Source organism: Nocardioides sp. cx-173 (assembly GCF_021117365.1).
Classification (GTDB): Bacteria; Actinomycetota; Actinomycetes; order Propionibacteriales; family Nocardioidaceae; genus Nocardioides.
In genome coordinates this window covers 1,926,078-1,946,909 of the sequence record NZ_CP088262.1, presented here as the reverse complement: position 1 = coordinate 1,946,909, position 20,832 = coordinate 1,926,078, and the positions used below count along the sequence as shown (strand labels likewise).

Here is a 20,832-nt window from a genome sequence, read left to right as displayed (position 1 = left end):
TCAGCCCCCCAGCGGTCCGGGCAGGAACTCGCCCGTGGGGATCCCGGCCAGGTTGACGGCGTACGCGTCGAACCACGGGCCGGTGCCGATGATGTTGCCCAGGATGGACACGTAGGGCCCCAGCGCGGCGAGCGTGGCCTTGAGCTCCTTCTCCTTGGAGTTGAGCAGCCCGAGCAGCTGGTCGACCTCGGCCAGGGCGGGGCCGATCTGCGCCTGGTTGTCCTCGGCCACGCCCCGCAGCTGCACGGCCAGCGACCGCGCGTTGACGAGCAGCAGGTGGATCGCCTCCTTGCGGCTCTGCACCTCGGCGAAGACCAGGTCGCTGCTCTTCATCAGGTCGACGAGGTCGCCGCCGCGTCGGGCGAGCAGCGCGCTCACGTCCTTGGAGCTCGCGAGCAGGCCCTTGATCTGCTCGTCGCGGGAGGCCACGGTCTGGGAGAGCCGGGTGATGCCCTCGAAGGAGGCCTCGATCTCGGGGGCGGCCGAGTCGACGGTGTCGGCCACGACGCCGAGCGCCTCGACCAGCTGCTCCTTGTCGATGTCCTCGGTGGTCTGGGTCAGGTCGCCGAAGACGCCGACGATGTCGTAGGCCGACTCGGTGCGCTCGACCGGGATCGCGGTGTCCTGGTCCAGCTGGCCGTCGCCGGCGGGGGTCAGCTCGAGGTACTTCTCCCCCAGCAGGTTGAGCACCTCGATGGAGGCCTCGCTCTCGGTGCCGAACTCGACGCCGTTGTCGACCTCGAACTTCACGACCACCTTCGCGCCCTCGAGGGTCACGTCCTGGACGCGGCCGACGCGCATGCCGCCGACCTGCACCATGTTGCCGCGGTGGATGCCGCTCGCGTCGCTGAACTCCGCGGTGTACGACGTGCCGCCGAAGCCGGGGAACCTCGAGAGGTTGAAGGCCGCGGCCATGATCACGAGCATCACCACCAGCGTGATCGCCCCCAGCCGGAGGATCCGGGCGTCGCTGTGCCGGCTCATCGGTTGCACCTCTTGGCCGAGGAGTGGAACTCGATGTCGGTGAGCCCGGCGAGCAGCTGGTTGAGCAGCCGCGGCGGGATGCCGGGGATGTCGAGCTCGGGCAGGGTGATGTTCCCCGAGAACCCGCAGATGTAGTAGGAGTACCAGGATCCGTAGGTGCCGGTCCGGGTCTGGTCGGTCATCGACTCCGGCAGCCGGTCCAGCAGCTCGACGAGCTGGTCGCGGTTGGTCTTCTTGTTGAGCAGCGCGGCGAGCTGGCGCAGCTCGGCGATGTCGGCCTTGAGGACCGGGCGACCTTCGCGCAGGAGGTCGGCCAGCACGACGGTCAGGTCGCTGATGTTGCCCAGCGAGGAGCCGATCACGGACCGGTCTGCGGCCAGGTCGCCCATCCAGCCCTTGAGCTCGAGCACGAGCTCCGAGAGCTGCTCGCGCCGGCTGGAGACGGTCTCGAGGGTGGTGCCGAGGTTGTCGATGACCTGCCCGATGAGCTGGTCGCGGTCCGCGAGCGTGTTGGTGAGGGAGGCCGTGTGCTCGAGCAGCCCGCTGATCGTCCCGCCCTCGCCCTGCAGGACCTGGATCAGGTTCATCGTGAGCTCGTTGACCTGCTCGGGCCGCAGGGCCTGGAAGAGCGGCTTGAAGCCGTTGAACAGCGTCGTGAGGTCGAGCGCCGGGCTGGTCTGATCGATCGGCAGCCGCTCCCCGTCCCCGAGCGCGTCGGCCTCGGAGTCGGCTCCCTCCTCCAGCGCGAGGTAGCGGTCGCCGACGAGGTTGAGGAAGCGGATCTCGGCGCGCGAGGCGGTCGTCAGGGGGACGTCGGCCTTGACCCGGAAGGTGACCAGGGCATGGTTGCGCTCGAAGTGCTCGACCTTCTTAACCTCGCCGACACTGACCCCCGCGACGCGCACGTCGTCGCCCTTCTCCAGCATCGAGGCCGTGGTGAAGACGGCCTGGTACTCCCGTCCGGCGCCGAATCCGATGTTGCCCATGATCGCGGCGAGCAGACCGGTCACCAGGATCGAGACGACCGTGAAGATCGCGAGCTTGACGCCCGAGGCGATGGTCACCGAGTTGCGCGACATCAGCCGTCGTCCCCGCGCAGCACCGGGCCGAACAGCAGCGAGCCCAGGGACCCGTAGCTGTCGGCCGGCCGACCGGACTCACCGGCCAGCACGGCGTTGACGACGGCCTGCTCGGCCGCGCTGCCGGCGTACCCGCTGGACATGCCGGCGCCGAACCCGCGCTGCGAGGTGCTGATCAGCTCCTGGCGGGTGAGGCCGGGCAGTGGGATCGGCGGCAGGTCGCTGGTCGGCGGGTCGTCGTCGAGGTCCGAGCCGTCCTTGAACGAGTTGGGGCCGATCGGGACCGGCGGGAAGGGCAGCCCTGAGCACCACGGCCCATGGCCGACCTCGCCGTACTCGGGCAGGTCGCGCTGGTCGTAGGCGCGGTACTGGGCGGTCCCGAACTCGATGAACTGCTTGACCTGCTTGCCCTCGAACGTCGAGGCGAGCACCGGCTTGTAGCGGGCCGCGCCCCGGAGCAGGCAGGGGAACTCCGGCGAGTACACGTCGAGCAGCTTCAGGACCGGCTCGGTCACCTGGCCCAGGCGGATCAGGTCGTCCTCGTTGTCGGCCAGGATGCGGGTCGTGGTGTCGGAGAGCCCACCGACGTCGCCGAAGAAGACGTCGAGCTGCGTGCGCTGGTCGAGCACGGTCCGGCTGGTCACGGTGAGGTTGCGCAGCACCCCGATCAGGTCCGGAGCGGCACCGTCGTAGACGTCGGCGACGTCGGCGAGCGTGACCAGGTCCTCGCGGAGGGTGGGCAGGCTCTGGTCGATCGCGCCGAGGTAGCCGTCGAGGCGCTCGAGGGTCGCCCCGATCTGCTCGCCGCGGCCCTCCAGCGCCGTGGCGAGGGCGTGGAGGGTGGCGTTGAGGTCGGCCGGCTGGACCGCGCGCAGCAGCGGGAACAGCTCGGCCAGGATCCGGCTCAGCTCGACGTTGGTGTCCACGCGGTCGGCCGGGATCTCGTCGCCGTCGCCCAACGGCGTGCTCGAGGGGGACTGCGGGCGCACGAAGGAGATGAACTTCTGCCCGAAGAGCGTGGTCGGCAGGATCTCGACCTCGATGTTGTCGGGGATCTCCCTCGCCGCCGCCGGCTCCAGCGCCACCACGATGGAGGCCTGCTCGCCGTCCTGCTCGACGCTGCGGACCTGCCCCACCAGGGCGCCGTTGAGTCGCACGTCCCCGAACTTCGCCAGCTGCAGCCCCGCCTTGTCCGCCTTGATCGTGACGGTGGTGACCGTGTCGAACTTCTTCTGGTAGACCGCGATCGAGAACCACACCAGCCCCGACATGACGGCGAGGAACACGACGCCCGCGACCAGCAGCCGGCGGTGCTCCGCCGGGCTGTCGTGGTGGATGTTGACCAGCATGCCCATCCCCGGCTACCCCGTGATCCGGACGGTGGTCGTGGAGCCCCAGATGGCGAAGCTGAGGAAGAAGTCGGCGACGACGGTGAACACGATGCTGGTGCGGATCGCGCGGCCGACCGCCGTACCGACGCCCGCGGGGCCGCCGGAAGCGGTGTAGCCGTAGTAGCAGTGGATCAGGATGATCGCCGAGGCCAGGAAGAGCAGCTTGAAGAACGACCACAGGATGTCGATGGGCGGCAGGAACTGCAGGAAGTAGTGGTCGTAGGTGCCCGAGGACTGGCCGTAGATCATGGTCGTGATCAGGCGGGGCGAGAGGTAGGAGGCGCTGAGCGCCACGACGTACAGCGGGATGACGGCGATGAACGCCGCGATCATCCGCGTCGTGACGAGGAACGGCAGGGACGGGATGCCCATGACCTCGAGCGCGTCGATCTCCTCGGAGATCCGCATCGCGCCCAGGCGGGCGGTGTAGCCGCAGCCGACGGTGGCGGCCAGCGCGATCGAGGAGATCAGCGGCGCCACCTCGCGGGTGTTGAAGTAGGCCGAGATGAACGCGCTGAACTTCGCGACGCCCAGCTGGCTCAGCGAGGCGTAGCCCTGGATGCCGACCTCGGTGCCGGCGAAGAAGGAGAGGAACGCGATCACACCGACGGTGCCGGCGATGAGCGTGAGGCCGCCCGCGCCGAAGGAGACCTCGGCGAGCGTGTTGGTGATCTCGCGCGGGTAGCGGCGGATCGCGCGCGGCGTCCAGGCCAGCGCCTTGACGTAGAACATCAGCTGGTCGCCGTAGGCCTCCAGCGACCTGCGTCGTCCGTCGATGACCGCTCCGGCGATCGTCCCCATGGTCGCCATCTCAGAGCCCCGGCGGTGGGACGACTTGGAAGTAGATGGCCGTGATGACCGCGTTGATGAAGAACAGCAGCATGAAGGCGACGATCACCGACTCGTTGACCGCCCGCCCGACACCGCTGGGACCGCCGCCGGCGTTGAGTCCCTTGTAGGCGCCCACGACCGCGGCCATGCCGCCGAAGACCACCGCCTTGACGATGGCGATGTAGAGGTCCGAGAGCGAGGCCAGCGCCGTGAACGAGGAGAGGAACGCGCCGGCGGAGCCGCCCTGGACGATCACGGTGAAGAAGTAGCCGCCGCCGATCCCGGCGCCGATCACGATGCCGATGATCATCAGCGCCACGAACATGGTCGCGGCGACCCGGGGCACGACGAGGCGGGCGAGCGGGTTGACGCCGAGGACCTCCATAGCGTCGATCTCCTCGCGGATCTTGCGGGCCCCCAGGTCCGAGCAGATCGCGGATCCGGCCGCACCCGCGATGATCAGCGCCGCCGCGATGGGCGCGGCCTCGCGGACGACGGCGAGCACGGCGGTCGCGCCCGCGAACGACTGGGCGCCCAGCTGGCCGGTGAGGTTGCCGACCTGGAGCGAGATGACCGCGCCGAACGGGATCGAGACCAGGATCGTCGGCATCAGCGTCACGCTGGTGATGAACCAGGCCTGCTCGATGAACTCCCGCAGCTGGAACCGCGTGGTGAAGCTGAGCTTCGCGACGTCGACCGTCATGGCCGCCAGCTCGCCGGGTCCACGGAGGACGGACACAGCGCTGAACGCCATTCGTACCTCCCCGTCAGTGCGACGACCGCCACAATAGAACGTGTTCTTGTTCTTGGCTAACGAGACACGTCCCCAGGCGTCACGCACCGATCCTGGGCGCGCCGCGCCCGCGTCCAGAGCGGCCGGGGCCGATCGGCTCCCTAGGATGCGCAGTGTGAGATCTGACGCCGGTGCCCCTGCCCGAGGGCCAGCGTGACCGCCGACGAGCTGTGGGCGGCGCTCGCCCAGGACCCTCGTGACCCCGCCTTCGCCGGTCTGCGCGCCTCCGACCGCGACCGTGAGGTCGTGCGCTCGCTGCTGGCCACCGCCTATGCCGACGGCCGCCTGGACCGCACGGAGTTCGACGAGCGCAGCGCGGCCGTCACCGCCGCGCGCACGCTCGCCGACCTGCCGCCGCTGGTCTCCGACCTGGTCGCGAGCGCCCCGGCACGGACCCACGGCCTGACGCACGCCGACTCGGGCGACCTGGCGGCCCGGGCCCGGCGCCAGTACGAGTCGGACCGCCGCGAGGCGCTCGCCACGTTCCTCCTGCCGAGCGCGATCTGCCTGGTGATCTGGTCGGTGGTGATGTTCGGGGAGTTCTTCTGGCCGGCCTTCGTCATCGCCGGCACCGGGATCAACCTTGCGCAGACGCTGATGCGACGCCAGGACATCATCGACCGGCACCTCCAGCGCCTGGAGGAGAAGCAGGCCAAGGAGCTCGATCGGCAGCGCCGCCTCGAACTCGAGCGGCCCCCCGGCAGCACGGGCAGCAGCGGCGGCTCCGGCGGCCCCCACGATGCGGACGAAGCGGGCGACGAGGACGGCCGGGCGTGATCACGGCCCACACCGTGCGCCAGCACCCCTCCGCGGTGCTGCTGGTGATGCAGCTGGTGGCGGTGCTGTCCTACCCGTTCCTCGACGGCTCGGTCGCCGGCCGCGCCGTGGTCGGGGTCGTGCAGATGTCGGTGGTGCTGCTCGCGGCCTGGGCCGTGCGCCGTACCCCGGCGCTGAGCTGGGTCGCGGTCCTGCTCGGCGGACCGGCGATGGTCTTCACGATCTTCGAGGCCCTGCAGCCCTCGACCGCCTGGGTCGTGCTCGTCTCCGCCGTCTTCCACGTGCCGTTCTACCTCTACGTCTCCTACGCGATGATCCGCTACCTCTTCCACGACGACAAGGTCACCCGCGACGAGCTCTACGCGACCGGCGCCGCCTTCACGGTGGTCGCCTGGGCCTTCGCCTACGTCTACGCCGCCGCGCAGGTCGTCTGGCCGGACTCGTTCGCCGGGCTCGGCGGAAGGGGCGACCAAAGCTGGTTCGAGCTGCTCTACCTGTCCTTCACCACCCTCACCAGCGTCGGCCTCTCCGACATCGTGCCGATCGGCGACCACGCCCGCTCGCTGGTGATGGTGGAGCAGGTCGCCGGCGTCTTCTACGTCGCCCTCGTCGTCGCCCGCCTCGTCGGCCTCAACGCCATCCGCCACTCCCGCCGCTGACCCGCCTCGGCGTCTCGGCGCAAGGAGCGCCAGCGCCCCTCCGGTGGTCGAGGTGCGAGGAGCGCCAGCGACGAGCCTCGAGACCCGGTGACCCGGGAAGCAGCCGGGGGTACGGCGGTCGGGCCGCGGGGGTCTCGAGGCTCAGGCGCCAGGGCGCCTTCACACCTCGACCACCGAGGCCTTTCGGTGGTCGAGGTGCGAGGAGCGCCAGCGCTTGTCCTGAGGTGCGAGCGCAGCGAGCCTCGAAGGGACGAGCCTCGAGACCCAGTGACCCGGCAAGCAGCCGGGGGTACGGCGGTCAGGCCGCGGGGGCTCGAGGCTCAGGCGCCAGGGCGCCTTCACACCTCGACCACCGAACGGGGCCGCGCCCTCTCGGTGGTCGAGGTGCGAGGAGCACCAGTGCTTGTCCTGAGGTGCGAGCGCAGCGAGCCTCGAAGGGACGAGCCTCGAGACCCAGTGATTCGGGAAGCAGCCGGGGGTACGGCGGGGGTCTCGAGGCTCAGGCGTTGCACGCCTTCGCACCTCGACCACCGAAGGGGCTTTGCACGCCTTCACACCTCGACCACCGACGGGTTCAGAAAGTGCTCAGAACCCTGTGGACAAAGGGCATTCTCGACCTCTTGACTGTCGGTGGCGGGTGCTTGAGTAGACCCATGAGCACCCCCGGACCCGACCAGAGCAGACAACTGCTCGACGGTGTCCGCGCCGAGACCCGAGCAGCCACCGACGCCGAGCTGCGACGCCTCCACCTCGTCCACGACTGGTGCGCCCTCCACGAGACCCACGACGAAGACGACGCCGCGTTCGGCGACCACGGCATCCCGCTCGCCGGCCCCGGCGCACCCGGGGTCAGCGAGTTCGCGGTCATGGAGTTCGGCGCCGCCCTGGGCATGTCCACCGACTCCGCCAAGCGCTACATCGGCGCCGCCCTCGAGATCAAGTACCGCCTGCCCAGGATCTGGGCAAGGGTCGAAGCCGGTCAGCTCGGGTTCTGGAAAGCCCGGTGGATCGCCGAGCACACCATGTGCCTACCCCTGGCCGGCGCGGCGTTCGTCGACGCCCGGGTCGCCTACTGCGCGCACAAGGTCTCCTACGCCGAGGTCGAACGACAGATCACCACCGCGATCGCCCGGTTCGACCCCGAGCAGGCCGAGAAGCTACGCCGCCAAGCCGCCGACGGGCGCACGCTCGACATCCACACCGAGGCCATGTCCCTCGAAGGCACCATCGAGATCAACGGGACCCTGGACGCCCAAGACGCCCTCGACCTCGACACCGCGATCAGCCGGCTCGCCGCCGACCGGAAGGCCGCCGGGTCGACCGAGTCGCTGGACGTACGACGCGCCCAGGCCGCCGGTGACCTCGCCCGCGGGCAGGACACGCTCCCGTTCGACGGAGCCAAGGGTGGTTTCGAGACAGGACTTCGTCCTTCCTCAACCACCGAGAAGAGCATCAAGATCACCCGGGTGATCGACCTGCACGTCCACGAGGCCGGGGTGTTCGGCGACCCGCACGCCACCATCGGGCGGGCAGGGCGCAAGCCGGTGCTGCTCGAGACCATCCGCGAGTGGTGTGGGGCACCCGGCACCACAGTCATCAACGTCAAGCCCGTGCGGGACCTCGCCGAGCACATTCACGTCGCGGCCTACGAGCACCCCGACCGCCTCGTCGAGCAGGACGACCTCGTCGACCACCACTGCGTGTTCCCCTGGTGCACCCGACCAGCAGAACGCTGCGACCACGACCACGTCACCCCCTACAACCAGGGCGGACCGACCTGCTCCTACAACTCAGCACCACTGTGTCGCGGGCACCATCGCCTCAAGACCCACGGCGGCTGGACCTACGACGTCCTCGACCGCGGCACCTATGTCTGGCACTCACCCCACGGCCACACCTACCGCCGCGACCACACCGGCACCGAACCGGTCCCACGCCAGAGACCCTGACCGCCCCACACCCCGCCACCGCGGGGCCACCGGCGTGCCTGAGATCGCTCAGACCGCATCCCAGCCGGCGGGGCGCTGCTTCTTCGGAAGCTTCGCGACGACCAGGCGGTAGGACTCGTCGACCGCCTCGAGGAGTTCCTCGTCCGGGATGGCGCCGGAGAACGACAGGTCGTTCCAGCCGGAGCGGCCGATGTAGGCCATGACCGTGGCGTCGCCGGGGTAGCGGTCGAGCCACTCGTCGGCGGCCTCGCGGCTGGGGCCGCCCTTGATCCCGACTCCCCCGGCGCCGAGGAAGGCGAAGATTTTGCCGCGCTCGCCCTCGCCGACCTTGACCACCGGGTGCTCGTGCTCCCAGGGGTTGTCCGCCCACGCACCCGGCTTGGACAGGCAGTGGGCCTGCATGGTCTCGACGTCCATGCCGACAACCTACGACCGCGAGGCGCTGCACACCGGCGCCGCTCACGGCGAGGGCCCGCCCGCACGCGCCGAATCTGAGGTCCTCCTGGCCACGCCTAGGGCGGGCCTCCCGATGTGCCGGGGCCTGCGTCGGCCGCAACGTGGAGCCTGTCCCCGGGTCACCCCGACGCGGGACAGGATCCCGGAAGGGGAACCCATCATGAACAGCAAGACCGTCTTCGCAGCACTCGGCACCACCGCGCTCGCCCTCACCGGGCTGGGTGCGGTCACCGTCCCGGCCGGCGCCGCCGCCCCCGCTTCCTCCGCCAGTCCGGCGGCCGCGCCCGGCAGCCTCTGCCAGATCCGGGTCATCTCGGTCAAGGCCCGCGACATCCAGGAGGACAACCAGGGCACCGACGAGATCCGGCTCAAGCTCGGCAACACGTTCACCGCGCAGCGCACCTACTTCGAGGGGCAGAAGCGCAACACGCTGTTCGACGGGAGCGACCTCTTCGCGGCGCCCGAGCGCGTCAAGCTGCTGGAGGTCGACGGCGCCACTCGGCAGGTTCTGGACTCGACCACGATCCCCTGCGTAGCCCGCACTGCGACGTCCAGGCTGGCAAGCGCCGACGGCGACGCCGTCTACCAGGTCACGTGGGTCGTCGACGTCCTGGTGCCCTGACCCTGGGGTGCACGCTGACGCCGGGTCACGCTCCCGACCCATCCGGGTGCGGAGCGGCCCGGCGATGTCGGTGGCCGAGGCGGGCGGCCTCCTCGCGCGAGGCCACCCCCTGCTTGCGCAGGATGTTGGAGACGTGGACGCTCACGGTCTTGACGCTGATGAACAAGTCGGCGCCGATCTCGCGGTTCGTCCGGCCGGCCATCAGGCACTGCAGGATCTCGTCCTCACGGGCCGTCAGCCCCGGATAGCCCGGTGCGGCGCCCGCGTCGGTGGCCGCTTCCACGAGGTCCACCCGTCCCCAGCGGGCCAGGAGCTCGACCTCCTGGACCAGGCGGTGGGCGCCCAACGTCGTGGCCGCGGCATGCGCTCGGCGTACGGCGCTCACCGGCCTCTCCCCCGTCTGCTTTCCCAGCACCCGCGCCTCGGCCTCGCGCCACCGGGCGTACGCCGCCTGGAAGGGACGGTCGAGTCGCTCCCAGGCCGCGGCGGCCGCCACCCAGGCCTCCCCGAGGTCCGGCATTCCGCTGCCCCGGCCGAGCTCGGCCCGCAGGGTCGCCTCGTGCGCCCGCCCGTCCGGCATCGGATGAGCGGCACCCGCCAGCGGACTGGGCCGCATCGCCTCGGCGCGCGAGACCAGCGCCTCCCGGGCCCGCGCCAGCTCGCCGGGCTCCCCGGGCTCCGCGTGCCCGGACCTCGCTCCCTCGGACAGGTCGGCCAGCCCGCGGGCAGCCAGGGTGACCAGGGCACCGGCGAACCGCGCCTCGTCACCCCGCTCGATCAGGTCCAGCCCGGTCCGCGCGGCGACGAGTCCCTCCGCGGGGCGGCCCGCCCACAGGTGCAGCTCGGCCTCTACCTCGCAGAGCTCCCGACGCCACGAGTCCGGCGCCGCGTGCTCGTCCAGGAGGGCTCTCGCCCGGCTGACGAGCCCGTCGGCGGCCGCCTCTCCTCGGTGCAGGGCGAGGCGGGCCGCGTGCTCGAGGACCGGGAAGCTCCGCAGACCCCGCGGGTGCTGGGCGAGGGCCTGCTCGAGCAGATCGTCCGCCTCCCGCCAACGACCTGCCCGCTCCAGCCCCTCGGCCACGTTGGCCTGCAGAAAGCTGCCGTCCTGACGCGCCAGCCCGACCCGGGTCAGGGCGGCGTACCCGCGCTCTCCCACCTCGAGCGCCTCGTCGCAGGAGCCGGCCAACGAGAGCAGGTGGGTGAGGTTGATGTAGGCCAGGCTCAGGTCGTCGGCATCGTCGAGCCGCTCGGCGAGGGAGACGGCCCGACGGCAGTGGTCGATGCCCTGGGACAGGTCGCCGAGCAGGGCGGTCGCCACCCCCAAGGCGTTGAGCGCGCGTCCCTCCTCCCGCTCGGCCCCCACCGCGCGAGCCACCTCGATCGCCTCGGTGCAGACCTCGAGCGCGAGGTCCAACCGGGTCCAGCCGGTTGCCAGCAGCCCACGCCCGGACAGCACCCGCGCCCGTGCTCGCGAGGGCTCGCAGGAGAGCAGCGCCAGCGCGGAGCGGAAGGCCGCGTCGCCCTCCTCGGCCCGACCCGCGCTGAAGCAGTAGCGACCCTTGCGCTCGAGAGCCACCGCCTGCCTCTCGGCGTCGGCCGATAACCCGATCGCCCGGTCGCCGAGCTCGACCGCGCGCGCGTCGTCGCCCACCAGGTGGGCGACCTCCGCGGCGTGCAGGAGCAGGTCGTACTCCGTCAGACCGGAGCCGGCCACGTCGACGTCGTCCCGCTCACCGAGAGTGAGAGCACGCCGCAGGTAGTCGTCCGCCTCCGCGAAGGCGCACAGCCGCTCGGCGGCCAGCCCGGCCCGGACCACAGCCTGGAAGGCGGGGCCGGGGGCCTGCGCCTGCTCCCAGTGGTGAGCGACCATCCCGCTGGTCTCGAACGCGTCGGCCGGGTCCTCCTCGCGCGCCGCCAATGCGCGCGCCGCCGCCTCGTGCAGGCGTCGGCGCGTCGCGGCCAGCAGCTCGGCCTCGAGGCAATCACGGAACACCGGATGGACGAAGGCGTACGACGTGGCGCCCACCGGCTCCAGCAGGTGCCGGTCCACCGCGGCCCGGATCGCGGCTTCGGCGTCCGGCTCGGGAGCCGCCGACACCTCGGCCAGCAGCGCGAGGTCGAAGGTGCCCAGCACGGCTCCGACGTCCAGGAACCGCCTGGTCGTCGACGGAAGCGTGGCGAGGCGAGCGGCCACGAGGTCGCGCAGGCTGCCCGGGAGCGGCCGGCCCGGCTCGCGCGTCCACTCCAGGAGCTCCTCGCTGAAGTGCGGGTTCCCGGCCGAGCGTTCGAAGAGCGCGTCGACCTGCGCCTCGTCGAGCGTGGGCTGGTCCGAGGACGCGGCGGCGATGCTGCGCAGCTGCTCCCCCGTGGCCGCCCGGTCCAGGCGGGGAAGGTCGAGCCGGGTCACCCCGGCGAGCCGCCCCATCTCGTGCAGCCAGCCACGCAGGGGATGCTCGCCGTGCAGCTCGTCGGTCCGCACCGTCATGAGGAGCAGGAGTCGCTCCGTGGTCAGGTTCCGCGCGAGGAAGGCGAGCAGGTCGAGGGTCGAACGGTCGGCCCAGTGCACGTCCTCGACCAGCCACGCCACGTCCGAGTCCGCCGTGAGGTCGCCGATGAGGCTGAGGAAACACTCGAACATGCGCGACTGCGCCGACCGGCCGCTCGCTGTGGACGGGGCACGGGGCGTTCTGGGATCCAGCACGCTGACCGGCAGCAGCGAGTCGAGCTCGACCGGCCACCAGCGGAGCAGCCGCCCCAGGCGTTCGTCGTCCAGCGACCGGCAGATGCCCCGGAGCGTCCCCACGACCGGCGCGAAGGGGATCGACTCACCCTGGAGCGGCAGGCAGTGACCGACGACGCTGAGCTCGTCCCGGCGGGCGAGGACGGTCTGGCACAAGGCGGTCTTGCCCACGCCGGCCTCCCCCGCCAGCAGGACGACACGAGGTGAGCCGTCCCGGGCCGCGACCGCCTCGTGCAGCAGCCGGTCCAGCTCGGCGTCGCGGCCGAACATCGGTGGCGCGGTCAAGGTGCGCAGCATGCTCCCTCCCGAGGGGGTCAGCTCTCGATGATCCTCCGCCCGCGGCGCGGGGGCAACGAGGTTGCCGCACGTTCGGGCCGGATCTGAGGTGACTTCCCTATGGGCACCACGCCTCCGCGGACCCCACTGTGGTGGACAGACCGCCTCCAATCGGGAGGCGGCACGACACAGGGGAAACACATGAAGACAGCACGTGCACGGTTCATCGTCGCGACGGCCCTCGCCGGGCTCGCCCTGTCCACCGTCGGTGCGACCGCCACCGTGGCCCCGGGCACGGCGGGCAAGGACGTGACACGGGGTCAGGACAGCGATGTCGCCAGCAACCCGTTCATCCAGCCGCCGGGTGTGGTGGCGAAACAGCACATGGAGGCGACCGACGTCCTCATCGGGCGCGGCAACGACGACCTCCTCCAGGGCAACCGTGGTTCCGACACCCTCGTGGGTGGAGGTGGTGACGACATCCTGATCGGCGGTCCCGAGCGGTTCACCTCCCCGAACAGCGACGTACTGCTGGGCGACGCGGGCGACGACATCAACATCTGGTCACCGGGCGACGGCAGCGACGCCTTCATCGGCGACCGCGGCCGCGACACGATGGTCTTCTCGCCGTTCCTCACCCGGCCCAACGGCAGCATCCGGCACGTCAGGGCGGGTGGTCGGCTGGTGCCGCGGGTCGACCTCGGCGGCCAGCCGGGGCTGACCTGCGCGCTGGTCAAGGTGCCGCCCTCGCAGAGGCTCGGCGAGCAGTTCCTGGTCCGCTTCCTGGTCGACGGCGTCATGGCCGTCACCGTGCGTCAGAAGGACGTCGAGCGGGTGCTCTGCCCCAGCCCGAGGGAGGGCCGCGCGAGGGTCGCCGATCTCACCGCGAGGCACCCGGCGTTCCGCACGGTTCGGCTCGCCTCGTTCCAGGGGACGTTGGGGACGATGGTCGCGCGACCCTGAGGACCGGGCGTGCTCGTCCCAGGCCGGGGCTCATACGACTTACGTGAGGACTCCGGCCTCCAGCTGCTGACGGTCGATGACCGCACGCGCCTGCCGGCGGTAGCGCCAGATCTGCACCGCTCCGAGGCCCCAGAGGACGTACTGGGCGCTCATCGCCCAGCGGAACGCCTCCGGCGTGTAGGACGTGCTGTCACCCGGCGTCTGCCAGTCGAGGATCACCCCGATGGCGACCACGAGCACCAGCGAGGCCGTGAACCCGGCCTGGTTGACGATCCCGCTGGCGCTCGCCAGACGCTCGACCGGGTTGGAGGTGCGAGCCAGGTCGAAGCCGATCATCGAGGCGGGGCCGCCGACTCCGGCGACGAGGACGAGCACGACCAGCACCGGGAGGGGCGCCTCGCCCGGCCAGAGCAGCACCACCGTCCAGGCGGCCACGATGGCCGCCACGATGCCGAGGACCATGCTCGAGCGGTGCCACGGGTGGCGGCCGATGAGGAGACCCAGCACCGGGCCGCTCACCATCACGACGACCACCATGAGCGAGAGCAGGAGCCCCGCCTCGTGCGGCGTCCGGCCCTCGCCCCGCACCAGGAACGGGTAGCCCCACAGCAGCGTCAGGGCGGTGGCGCTGAACTGCGTCGTGAAGTGCATCCAGAAGCCCAGCCGGGTGCCGGGGTGCGACCATGACGCGACCAGGCTGGCGCCCGCCGCCGACAGCGACATGCGGGGCCCGCGCAGGTTGCGGCCGTCGGGCGAGTCGTGGACCACGATCAGGGCCGCGATCGCGAGCGCCAGGCCGAGCCCGGCCGCACCGAGGTAGGCCGGGGTCCAGCCCCATCGGCTCAGCGCCCAGGTCATCGGGACCGCCGCCCCGAGGGCGCCGAGCTGGCCGAGCGTGCCGGTGAGCTGGGTGACCAGCGGGACCCGCCGCGAGGGGAACCACCGGCTCACCAGCCGCAGGACGCAGATGAAGGTCAGTGCGTCGCCGATGCCGACCAGGGTGCGCGCCAGCAGGGCCACGGGGTAGCTCTCCGCGAGCGCGAAGCCGGTCTGCGCGACGACCAGCAGCACCGTCCCGGCCAGCAGGACGCTGCGGGAGCCGAACCGGTCGACCAGCAGGCCGACCGGGATCTGCATGCCGGCGTACACGAGCAGCTGCAGCATCGTGAACGTCGCCAGCTGCGAGGCGGAGATGTCGAAGCGCTCGGACGCGGCGAGCCCGGCCACGGCCAGGGACGAGCGATGGAAGACCGCCACCATGTAGGTGAGCAGCCCGACGCCCCACACCAGCCAGACGGCCCTCGCCGTGGGTGCCTCGCTCACCGGTCCAGCCTAGGGGCCTCAGTCCAGGCAGAGCTCGTTGCCCTCTGGATCCTGCAGCACCAGGAACCCGTGGCTCATCGGCAGCGCCGGCTCGTAGCGCGTGAGCCGGGTGGCGCCCAGCGCCACCAGCCGCTCGCACTCGGCCTCCAGGGCCGCCATCCGCTCGTCGCCCTCGAGGCCGGGGGCGACCCGGACGTCGAGGTGGACGCGGTTCTTGGTGGACTTGGGCTCGGGCACGCGCTGGAAGAACAGCCGCGGCCCCGCGCCGGTGGGGTCCACCGACGCCGAGGCGCCGTTGCGCTCCTCGGGCGGCAGGGACTCGGAGAACTCGTCCCATGAGCCGAAGCCCGGCGGGGGCGGCGGCAGCTCGTAGCCGAGGGCGGCGTTCCAGAAGAGGGAGAGCGCGCGGGGATCGGCACAGTCGAAGGTCACCTGAATCTGTCGTACGTCCATGTCGGCAACGATAGGCATCGACACCGACAGCACCCGCCCAGGCGGATCCTAGAGTGAGGAGATGAACGCAGCGGCGCGCACCCCGCTGGCGGGTGCGGCCCTGGTCCTGGTCGCCACCATCGTGCTGACGCTGACGTTCTCGCTGATGCGGGTCCCCTCGGCCGTGCTGTTCGGGTCCCTGCTCGGCGGCATGACCCATGCACTGACGTCGCCGACCGAGATCCGGGTCCCGCCGATCGCGTTCCGGCTGGGGCAGGGCGTGATCGGGGCGACCATCGGCACCCTCGTCAGCGTCGAGGCGCTGCGGCGGATCGCGGGAGAGCTGGGGCCGGTCCTGTTGGTGACCCTGGGGACGATCGGCATCAGCCTGTTCGCCGGGTGGCTGCTGGCCCTGCGTCGCGACGTCTCCCTGGTCACGGGCACGTTCGCGCTGGTGGCCGGCGGCGCGTCGGGGGTGGTGGCCATCTCGCGGGAGCTCGGCGCCGACGAGCGGGTCGTGACGGTCGTGCAGTACCTCCGGGTCCTGGTGGTCCTGGTGACCCTGCCGCTGGTGATCGCGGTCGTCTTCCACCCCGAGACCGGTCAGGGCGTGCTGTCGACGGCGGACGGGCCGCTCGCGATCGACCTCGTGTACGTCGTGGCGGCGGTGGGCGGCGGGCTGCTCCTCGCCCGCCTCGTGCGGGTCTCCACCGCCACCCTGCTCGCGCCGCTCGCGATCGCGGCGGTGATCGCCTCCTCGGGCTGGCTGGGCGACGTCGCGGTGCCCGACCCGGTCCAGTGGGCAGGCTACGCACTGATCGGCGTGGAGGTGGGGTTGCGCTTCACCCGGGCGAGCCTGGCCTCCATCGCCCGGATGCTCCCGGTCGTGACCCTGCTGATCGTGGCCATGCTGGTGCTCACCGCGCTGCTGGGCGCAGCGCTGACCCGGTTCACCTCGGTGGACGCGCTGACGGCGTACCTCGCCACCACGCCGGGCGGGCTGTTCGCGGTGCTGGCGATCGCCGCCGACAGCGGCTCCGACGTCACCTACGTGATGGCCGCGCAGCTCTTCCGGCTGGTGATGATCCTGCTGCTGATGCCGCTGCTGGCGCCGTGGCTCAGCGGGCGCCGGCCTCCATCATCTGGCGCAGCTCCTTCTTGAGGTCGCCGATCTCGTCGCGCAGGCGTGCGGCCAGCTCGAACTGCAGCTCGGCGGCGGCGTTCTTCATCTGGTCGGTCAGCTCCTGGATCAGCGACGCCAGCTCCGAGCTCGGCAGGCCCGCGATGTCCTTGGCGTGCTGACCCGACGCCGCCTTGGACAGGCCGGGCACCGGCTGCTTGGCCTTGACTCCCCCGGCCCGCCCGGAGGCTGCGGTGCCGGCCCAGGTCTGGAGCAGCTCCTGGGTGTTCTCGTCCTCGCGGGCGAGCATCTCGGTGATGTCGGCGATCTTCTTGCGCAGCGGCGTGGGGTCGATGCCGTGCTCGGTGTTGTAGGCGACCTGGATTGCGCGCCGACGGTTGGTCTCGTCGATCGCCTTCTCCATCGACGGGGTGATCTTGTCGGCGTACATGTGGACCTGGCCCGACACGTTGCGGGCAGCGCGGCCGATGGTCTGGATCAGCGACTTGTCCGAGCGCAGGAAGCCCTCCTTGTCGGCGTCGAGGATCGACACCAGCGACACCTCGGGCAGGTCGAGGCCCTCGCGGAGCAGGTTGATGCCCACGAGCACGTCGTACTCGCCCAGCCGCAGGTCGCGCAGCAGCTCGATGCGCTTGAGGGTGTCGACCTCGGAGTGCAGGTAGCGGGTGCGGATGCCGGCGTCGAGCAGGTAGTCGGTGAGGTCCTCGGACATCTTCTTGGTCAACGTGGTGACCAGGACCCGCTCGTGCTTGTCGGCGCGGGTGCGGATCTCGTGGATCAGATCGTCGATCTGTCCCTTGGTCGGCTTGATCACGACCTCCGGGTCGATCAGGCCGGTCGGGCGGATGATCTGCTGGACGGTGTCGGGCTGGCCGTCGGGGCCGGTGACCTTGTCCAGCTCGTAGTTGCCCGGAGTCGCCGAGAGGTAGATGGTCTGGCCGATCCGCTCGAGGAACTCCTCCCAGCGCAGCGGCCGGTTGTCCATGGCGCTCGGCAGCCGGAAGCCGTGGTCGACCAGGTTGCGCTTGCGGGACATGTCGCCCTCGTACATGCCGCCGATCTGCGGCACGGCGACGTGGGACTCGTCGATCACGACGACGTAGTCCTCGGGGAAGTAGTCGAGCAGGCAGTTGGGCGCCGAGCCGGGGCTGCGCCCGTCCATGTGCATCGAGTAGTTCTCGATGCCCGAGCAGGACCCGACCTGGCGCATCATCTCGATGTCGTAGGTCGTGCGCATGCGCAGGCGCTGCGCCTCGAGCAGCTTGCCCTGCTTCTCGAACGCCGCGAGCTGGTCCTCCAGCTCGAGCTCGATGCCGCGGATGGCCCGCTCCATGCGCTCCGGGCCGGCGACGTAGTGAGTGGCCGGGAAGACGTAGAGCTCGTTGTCCTCGGTGAGGACCTCGCCGGTGACCGCGTGCAGGGTCATCAGCCGCTCGATCTCGTCGCCGAAGAACTCGATCCGGACGGCGTGCTCCTCGTAGACCGGGAAGATCTCCAGGGTGTCCCCGCGCACCCGGAACGTGCCGCGGGTGAACGACATGTCGTTGCGGGTGTACTGGATCTCGACGAGCTGGCGCAGAATCGAGTCGCGGTCGCGCTCCTCGCCCACCTTGAGCCGCAGCATCCGGTCGACGTACTCCTGCGGGGTGCCGAGGCCGTAGATGCACGACACCGTGGACACCACGATCACGTCGCGGCGGGTCAGCAGCGAGTTGGTCGCCGAGTGCCGCAGCCGCTCGACCTCCTCGTTGATCGAGGAGTCCTTCTCGATGTAGGTGTCGGTCTGCGGGACGTAGGCCTCGGGCTGGTAGTAGTCGTAGTAGGAGACGAAGTACTCCACGGCGTTCTTCGGGAAGAGCTGGCGCAGCTCGTTGGCGAACTGGGCGGCGAGGGTCTTGTTGGGCTGCAGCACCAGCATCGGCCGCTGGATCTGCTCGGCCACCCAGGCGACGGTCGCGGTCTTGCCGGTGCCGGTGGCGCCCAGCAGGACGACGTCCTGGACGCCGCCGTTGATCCGCTTGGTGATCTCCGCGATCGCGGCCGGCTGGTCGCCGCTCGGCTCGTAGTCGGCCTCCACCTTGAAGGGGGCCAGACGACGCTCGAGATCGGTGACGGGACGCATGAGTCCAGCGTACGGGCGGCCACCGACAGCGCCCCGACCGTGCGTGCGGAGCAGGGGGCAGAGAAGGGTCAGAGCAGGGGGCGCAGGGGCGCGAGGAAGTACTCGGTGAACTTGCGGTGCAGGTCGCGGGCCTCCCACTCGGGGCTCGTGAGCTCCAGCGCGTGGGACTCGTCGGTGGCGAAGACCTTCTCGAGCTGCTGGGCGAGCGCCTCGTCGATGACCTCGACGTTGATTTCGTAGTTGCCGGTGAGGCTGAGCCGGTCGATGTTCGCCGTGCCGACCGTGGTCCAGGTGCCGTCGACGGTGGCCGTCTTGGCGTGCACCATCGCGTCGCGGTAGCGGAAGATGCGGACCCCGTCGGAGAGCATCTGGCTGAAGTAGCCGCGCGAGATCCAATCGGCCACGATGTGGTTGGACTTCAGGGGCAGCAGCAGCCGCACGTCGACACCGCGCCTGGCCGCGGCCCGGATCGCGTCGACGAAGTCCTGGTCCGGGGTGAAGTAGGCGGTGGTCAGCCACACGTTGCGGCTGGCGCGGTTGATGGCCTCGATGTAGACCGAGCGGATCGGGAACATCCACAGCCGGGGGATGTTGCGGTGCACCCGGATCCGCGACTCCCACGTCGAGGCGGTCTCGAGCAGCAGCGGACGCTCGGAGGCTCGCAGGCGGCGGCGCCGGTTGAGGTTCCAGAAGTCGGCGAAGGCGCGCTTGAGGTCCCAGACGGCGGGCCCGGTGATGCGCAGGTGCGTGTCGCGCCACTCGGTCTCGTACGCCGACCCGATGTTGTAGCCGCCGACGAAGCCGACGTGGTCGTCGACGACCAGGATCTTGCGGTGGTCGCGCCCGTAGCGGGCGAGGTCGAAGAAGCGCCACCCGGCGGCGTACACCGGGTAGCGCAGCACCTTGAGGTTGTCGGGGAAGTGCTTGAACACCGGCGACACCACGAGGTTGGCGAAGCCGTCGTAGATGCAGTAGACCTCCACGCCGCGATCGGCCGCGGCGGCCAGCGCGGCTTTGAACCGCTCGCCCGTCTCGTCGCCCTTCCAGATGTAGGTCTCGAACAGGATCTGCCGCTGGGCGCCGTCGATGGCGGCGAGCATGTCGGCGTACAGGTCCCTGCCGTAGGTGTAGGTCGTGACGGTGCCGTCGCCGACCTCGACCGTGCTCGGCGGGGTGACGGGGAACGGCCGGGGCTTCTTGCCGCGGCGCCGGTAGGAGTCGACGAGTGACATGCTGACGGCGACGGCGAGCTGGCCGGCCAGGAGCCACATCAGGGTCTTGCGGGCGATCGTCAGCGCCTGGGCGAGAGCGTTGCTGCGCGTGACCACGGCCCCAATCTAGTGGGTCACGTGCGAGTCACCTTGGCCGGGAGATGCGTGCGCGGCGACATCCGCGGCCCGTGGCGGGGCCGACGCAGCCCGGCCAGGTAGACGAGGGTGACGACCCGTCCGCGGTGGGGCCGCCACGGCTCCAGGAACTCCTCGAGCTCGGCGTCGTCGAACGGCGTGCCGGTCAGGGCCCAGCCGACGTCCTTGGCGACGTGGTAGTCGCCGAACGAGACCGCGTCGGGGTCGCCGAACGCCCGTTGCCGCACCTCGGCGCAGGTCCACACCCCGATGCCGGGCAGCGAGCGCAGGCGGGCCTCCGCCTCCTCGGGGTCGATGGTGGCGGTGCGCTCGATCGCGTCGGCGACCCGCGCGGCGGTGACGATCGCGCGGGAGCGGGCGGGGTCGACATGCAGCCGCAGCCACTCCCACGAGGGGATCTGGCGCAGCCGCTCGGGCGTCGGCTGCACCCACAGTCCCAGGTCGTGGCCGGGGCCGGGGGCGCGCTCACCGAAGCGGTGGACCAGCATCCGGAACCCGGCGAAGGCCTCCTGCCCGGTCACCTTCTGCTCGATGATCGCCGGCACCAGCGCCTCCATGACCAGGCCGGTGCGGCCGACCCGGGAGTGCGGGTGGCGGCGCAGCGCTTCGGCCAGGACCGGCAGCCGCGGCTCGAAGCCGGACCAGTCGTCCTCGGCACCGAGCATGGCCGGCACCGACTCCAGCACCCACTCCGCCCCCGGGCCCCAGGCGCGCGCGAGCACGTCGCCGTCGCGGGGACGGGCCTCGAGCGACAGGGACGCCGGGCCGTCCGGCGTACGGATCCCGCGCCAGTGGCGCCCCGCGTCGTCGACGCGGTACGTCGGGTCGCCGGCGCCGCGACGGTGCGGGCGCAGCACCGCGGCCACCGAGCACGGCCACGCGGGCCGCCATGCCCGGGTGCGCCCGTCGTCCACCATGGTCACGAGC

Annotated in this window: 18 protein-coding genes; 6 read left to right on the top strand and 12 right to left on the bottom strand. The window is 71.1% G+C overall.

What is annotated here, in order from left to right; genetic code table 11:
• Genes LQ940_RS09445 through LQ940_RS09425 form a run of 5 tightly spaced genes read right to left on the bottom strand, consistent with a single transcriptional unit; the run spans position 1 to position 5,039 of the window.
• The gene (locus LQ940_RS09445) at positions 1–984 is read right to left on the bottom strand and encodes an MCE family protein (protein ID WP_231243754.1); all 984 of its coding nucleotides are present in this window, start codon (positions 982–984) and stop codon (positions 1–3) included.
• On the bottom strand, positions 981–2,063 hold the full coding sequence (locus LQ940_RS09440) for an MCE family protein (protein WP_231243753.1): 1,083 nt from the start codon (positions 2,061–2,063) through the stop codon (positions 981–983). The genes LQ940_RS09445 and LQ940_RS09440 overlap by 4 nt, the downstream gene beginning before the upstream one ends.
• A complete protein-coding gene (locus LQ940_RS09435; RefSeq protein ID WP_231243752.1) occupies positions 2,063–3,412 on the bottom strand; it encodes an MCE family protein in 1,350 nt (449 codons plus the stop codon). The genes LQ940_RS09440 and LQ940_RS09435 overlap by 1 nt, the downstream gene beginning before the upstream one ends.
• A gap of 12 nt (positions 3,413–3,424) precedes the next feature.
• Positions 3,425–4,255 carry an MlaE family ABC transporter permease gene (locus LQ940_RS09430; RefSeq protein ID WP_374107418.1) on the bottom strand — a complete coding sequence of 277 codons (831 nt, stop codon included), beginning with the start codon at positions 4,253–4,255 and terminating at the stop codon, positions 3,425–3,427.
• Positions 4,256–4,265: 10 nt separating this feature from the next.
• Entirely contained in the window at positions 4,266–5,039 is a 774-nt protein-coding gene (locus tag LQ940_RS09425) for an MlaE family ABC transporter permease (RefSeq protein ID WP_231243750.1), read from the bottom strand.
• A gap of 192 nt (positions 5,040–5,231) precedes the next feature.
• On the opposite strand from LQ940_RS09425, the gene LQ940_RS09420 reads away from it, so the two are divergent.
• The 3 genes from LQ940_RS09420 (at position 5,232) to LQ940_RS09410 (ending at position 8,463) form a co-directional block, all read left to right on the top strand.
• Positions 5,232–5,855 carry a DUF1707 SHOCT-like domain-containing protein gene (locus LQ940_RS09420; protein ID WP_231243749.1) on the top strand — a complete coding sequence of 208 codons (624 nt, stop codon included), beginning with the start codon at positions 5,232–5,234 and terminating at the stop codon, positions 5,853–5,855.
• Complete coding sequence (locus tag LQ940_RS09415) at positions 5,852–6,514, top strand: potassium channel family protein (protein ID WP_231243748.1); 663 nt, start codon at positions 5,852–5,854, stop codon at positions 6,512–6,514. Before LQ940_RS09420 ends, LQ940_RS09415 begins: the two co-directional genes overlap by 4 nt.
• Before the next feature lie 653 nt (positions 6,515–7,167).
• Positions 7,168–8,463 carry a DUF222 domain-containing protein gene (locus tag LQ940_RS09410; protein ID WP_231243747.1) on the top strand — a complete coding sequence of 432 codons (1,296 nt, stop codon included), beginning with the start codon at positions 7,168–7,170 and terminating at the stop codon, positions 8,461–8,463.
• A 48-nt stretch (positions 8,464–8,511) separates the two neighbouring features.
• On the opposite strand, the gene LQ940_RS09405 is transcribed toward LQ940_RS09410, so the two are convergent.
• On the bottom strand, positions 8,512–8,880 hold the full coding sequence (locus LQ940_RS09405; protein WP_231243746.1) for an MmcQ/YjbR family DNA-binding protein: 369 nt from the start codon (positions 8,878–8,880) through the stop codon (positions 8,512–8,514).
• Positions 8,881–9,079: 199 nt separating this feature from the next.
• On the opposite strand from LQ940_RS09405, the gene LQ940_RS09400 reads away from it, so the two are divergent.
• A complete protein-coding gene (locus tag LQ940_RS09400; RefSeq protein WP_231243745.1) occupies positions 9,080–9,541 on the top strand; it encodes a hypothetical protein in 462 nt (153 codons plus the stop codon).
• 25 nt (positions 9,542–9,566) lie between these two features.
• On the opposite strand, the gene LQ940_RS21745 is transcribed toward LQ940_RS09400, so the two are convergent.
• Complete coding sequence (locus tag LQ940_RS21745) at positions 9,567–12,566, bottom strand: ATP-binding protein (protein ID WP_269217240.1); 3,000 nt, start codon at positions 12,564–12,566, stop codon at positions 9,567–9,569.
• Between the two features lie 192 nt (positions 12,567–12,758).
• On the opposite strand from LQ940_RS21745, the gene LQ940_RS09380 reads away from it, so the two are divergent.
• Positions 12,759–13,520 (top strand): hypothetical protein, encoded by a 762-nt coding sequence (locus tag LQ940_RS09380; protein ID WP_231243744.1) that lies wholly within the window; start codon positions 12,759–12,761, stop codon positions 13,518–13,520.
• A 39-nt stretch (positions 13,521–13,559) separates the two neighbouring features.
• On the opposite strand, the gene LQ940_RS09375 is transcribed toward LQ940_RS09380, so the two are convergent.
• The gene (locus LQ940_RS09375; protein ID WP_231243743.1) at positions 13,560–14,843 is read right to left on the bottom strand and encodes an MFS transporter; all 1,284 of its coding nucleotides are present in this window, start codon (positions 14,841–14,843) and stop codon (positions 13,560–13,562) included.
• Positions 14,844–14,861: 18 nt separating this feature from the next.
• Positions 14,862–15,296, bottom strand: coding sequence for a VOC family protein (locus tag LQ940_RS09370; protein WP_231243742.1), 435 nt, complete (start codon positions 15,294–15,296; stop codon positions 14,862–14,864).
• 61 nt (positions 15,297–15,357) lie between these two features.
• On the opposite strand from LQ940_RS09370, the gene LQ940_RS09365 reads away from it, so the two are divergent.
• Positions 15,358–16,437, top strand: a complete 1,080-nt coding sequence (locus LQ940_RS09365; RefSeq protein WP_231243741.1) for an AbrB family transcriptional regulator — start codon at positions 15,358–15,360, stop codon at positions 16,435–16,437.
• Here LQ940_RS09365 and uvrB read toward each other — a convergent pair.
• The 3 genes from uvrB to LQ940_RS09350 all read right to left on the bottom strand — a co-directional run bounded on the left by uvrB (position 16,394) and on the right by LQ940_RS09350 (position 20,822).
• Positions 16,394–18,538, bottom strand: a complete 2,145-nt coding sequence (gene uvrB, locus LQ940_RS09360) for an excinuclease ABC subunit UvrB (protein ID WP_231243740.1) — start codon at positions 18,536–18,538, stop codon at positions 16,394–16,396. The two genes, LQ940_RS09365 and uvrB, sit on opposite strands and share 44 nt — an antisense overlap.
• Positions 18,539–18,606: 68 nt before the next feature.
• The gene (locus LQ940_RS09355) at positions 18,607–19,866 is read right to left on the bottom strand and encodes a phospholipase D-like domain-containing protein (RefSeq protein ID WP_231243739.1); all 1,260 of its coding nucleotides are present in this window, start codon (positions 19,864–19,866) and stop codon (positions 18,607–18,609) included.
• A gap of 17 nt (positions 19,867–19,883) precedes the next feature.
• Positions 19,884–20,822, bottom strand: a complete 939-nt coding sequence (locus LQ940_RS09350; RefSeq protein WP_231243738.1) for a DNA-3-methyladenine glycosylase family protein — start codon at positions 20,820–20,822, stop codon at positions 19,884–19,886.
• Positions 20,823–20,832: the final 10 nt, after the last annotated feature.

Excerpts from the sequence above, each read along its gene's own strand:
- LQ940_RS09445 (WP_231243754.1), bottom strand. The coding sequence starts at position 984 with ATGAGCCGGCACAGCGACGCCCGGATCCTCCGGCTGGGGGCGATCACG.
- LQ940_RS09440 (WP_231243753.1), bottom strand. The coding sequence starts at position 2,063 with ATGTCGCGCAACTCGGTGACCATCGCCTCGGGCGTCAAGCTCGCGATC.
- LQ940_RS09435 (WP_231243752.1), bottom strand. The coding sequence starts at position 3,412 with ATGCTGGTCAACATCCACCACGACAGCCCGGCGGAGCACCGCCGGCTG.
- LQ940_RS09430 (WP_374107418.1), bottom strand. The coding sequence starts at position 4,255 with ATGGGGACGATCGCCGGAGCGGTCATCGACGGACGACGCAGGTCGCTG.
- LQ940_RS09425 (WP_231243750.1), bottom strand. The coding sequence starts at position 5,039 with ATGGCGTTCAGCGCTGTGTCCGTCCTCCGTGGACCCGGCGAGCTGGCG.
- LQ940_RS09410 (WP_231243747.1), top strand. The coding sequence starts at position 7,168 with ATGAGCACCCCCGGACCCGACCAGAGCAGACAACTGCTCGACGGTGTC.
- LQ940_RS09405 (WP_231243746.1), bottom strand. The coding sequence starts at position 8,880 with ATGGACGTCGAGACCATGCAGGCCCACTGCCTGTCCAAGCCGGGTGCG.
- LQ940_RS09400 (WP_231243745.1), top strand. The coding sequence starts at position 9,080 with ATGAACAGCAAGACCGTCTTCGCAGCACTCGGCACCACCGCGCTCGCC.
- LQ940_RS09380 (WP_231243744.1), top strand. The coding sequence starts at position 12,759 with ATGAAGACAGCACGTGCACGGTTCATCGTCGCGACGGCCCTCGCCGGG.
- LQ940_RS09370 (WP_231243742.1), bottom strand. The coding sequence starts at position 15,296 with ATGGACGTACGACAGATTCAGGTGACCTTCGACTGTGCCGATCCCCGC.
- LQ940_RS09365 (WP_231243741.1), top strand. The coding sequence starts at position 15,358 with ATGAACGCAGCGGCGCGCACCCCGCTGGCGGGTGCGGCCCTGGTCCTG.
- uvrB (WP_231243740.1), bottom strand. The coding sequence starts at position 18,538 with ATGCGTCCCGTCACCGATCTCGAGCGTCGTCTGGCCCCCTTCAAGGTG.
- LQ940_RS09350 (WP_231243738.1), bottom strand. The coding sequence starts at position 20,822 with ATGGTGGACGACGGGCGCACCCGGGCATGGCGGCCCGCGTGGCCGTGC.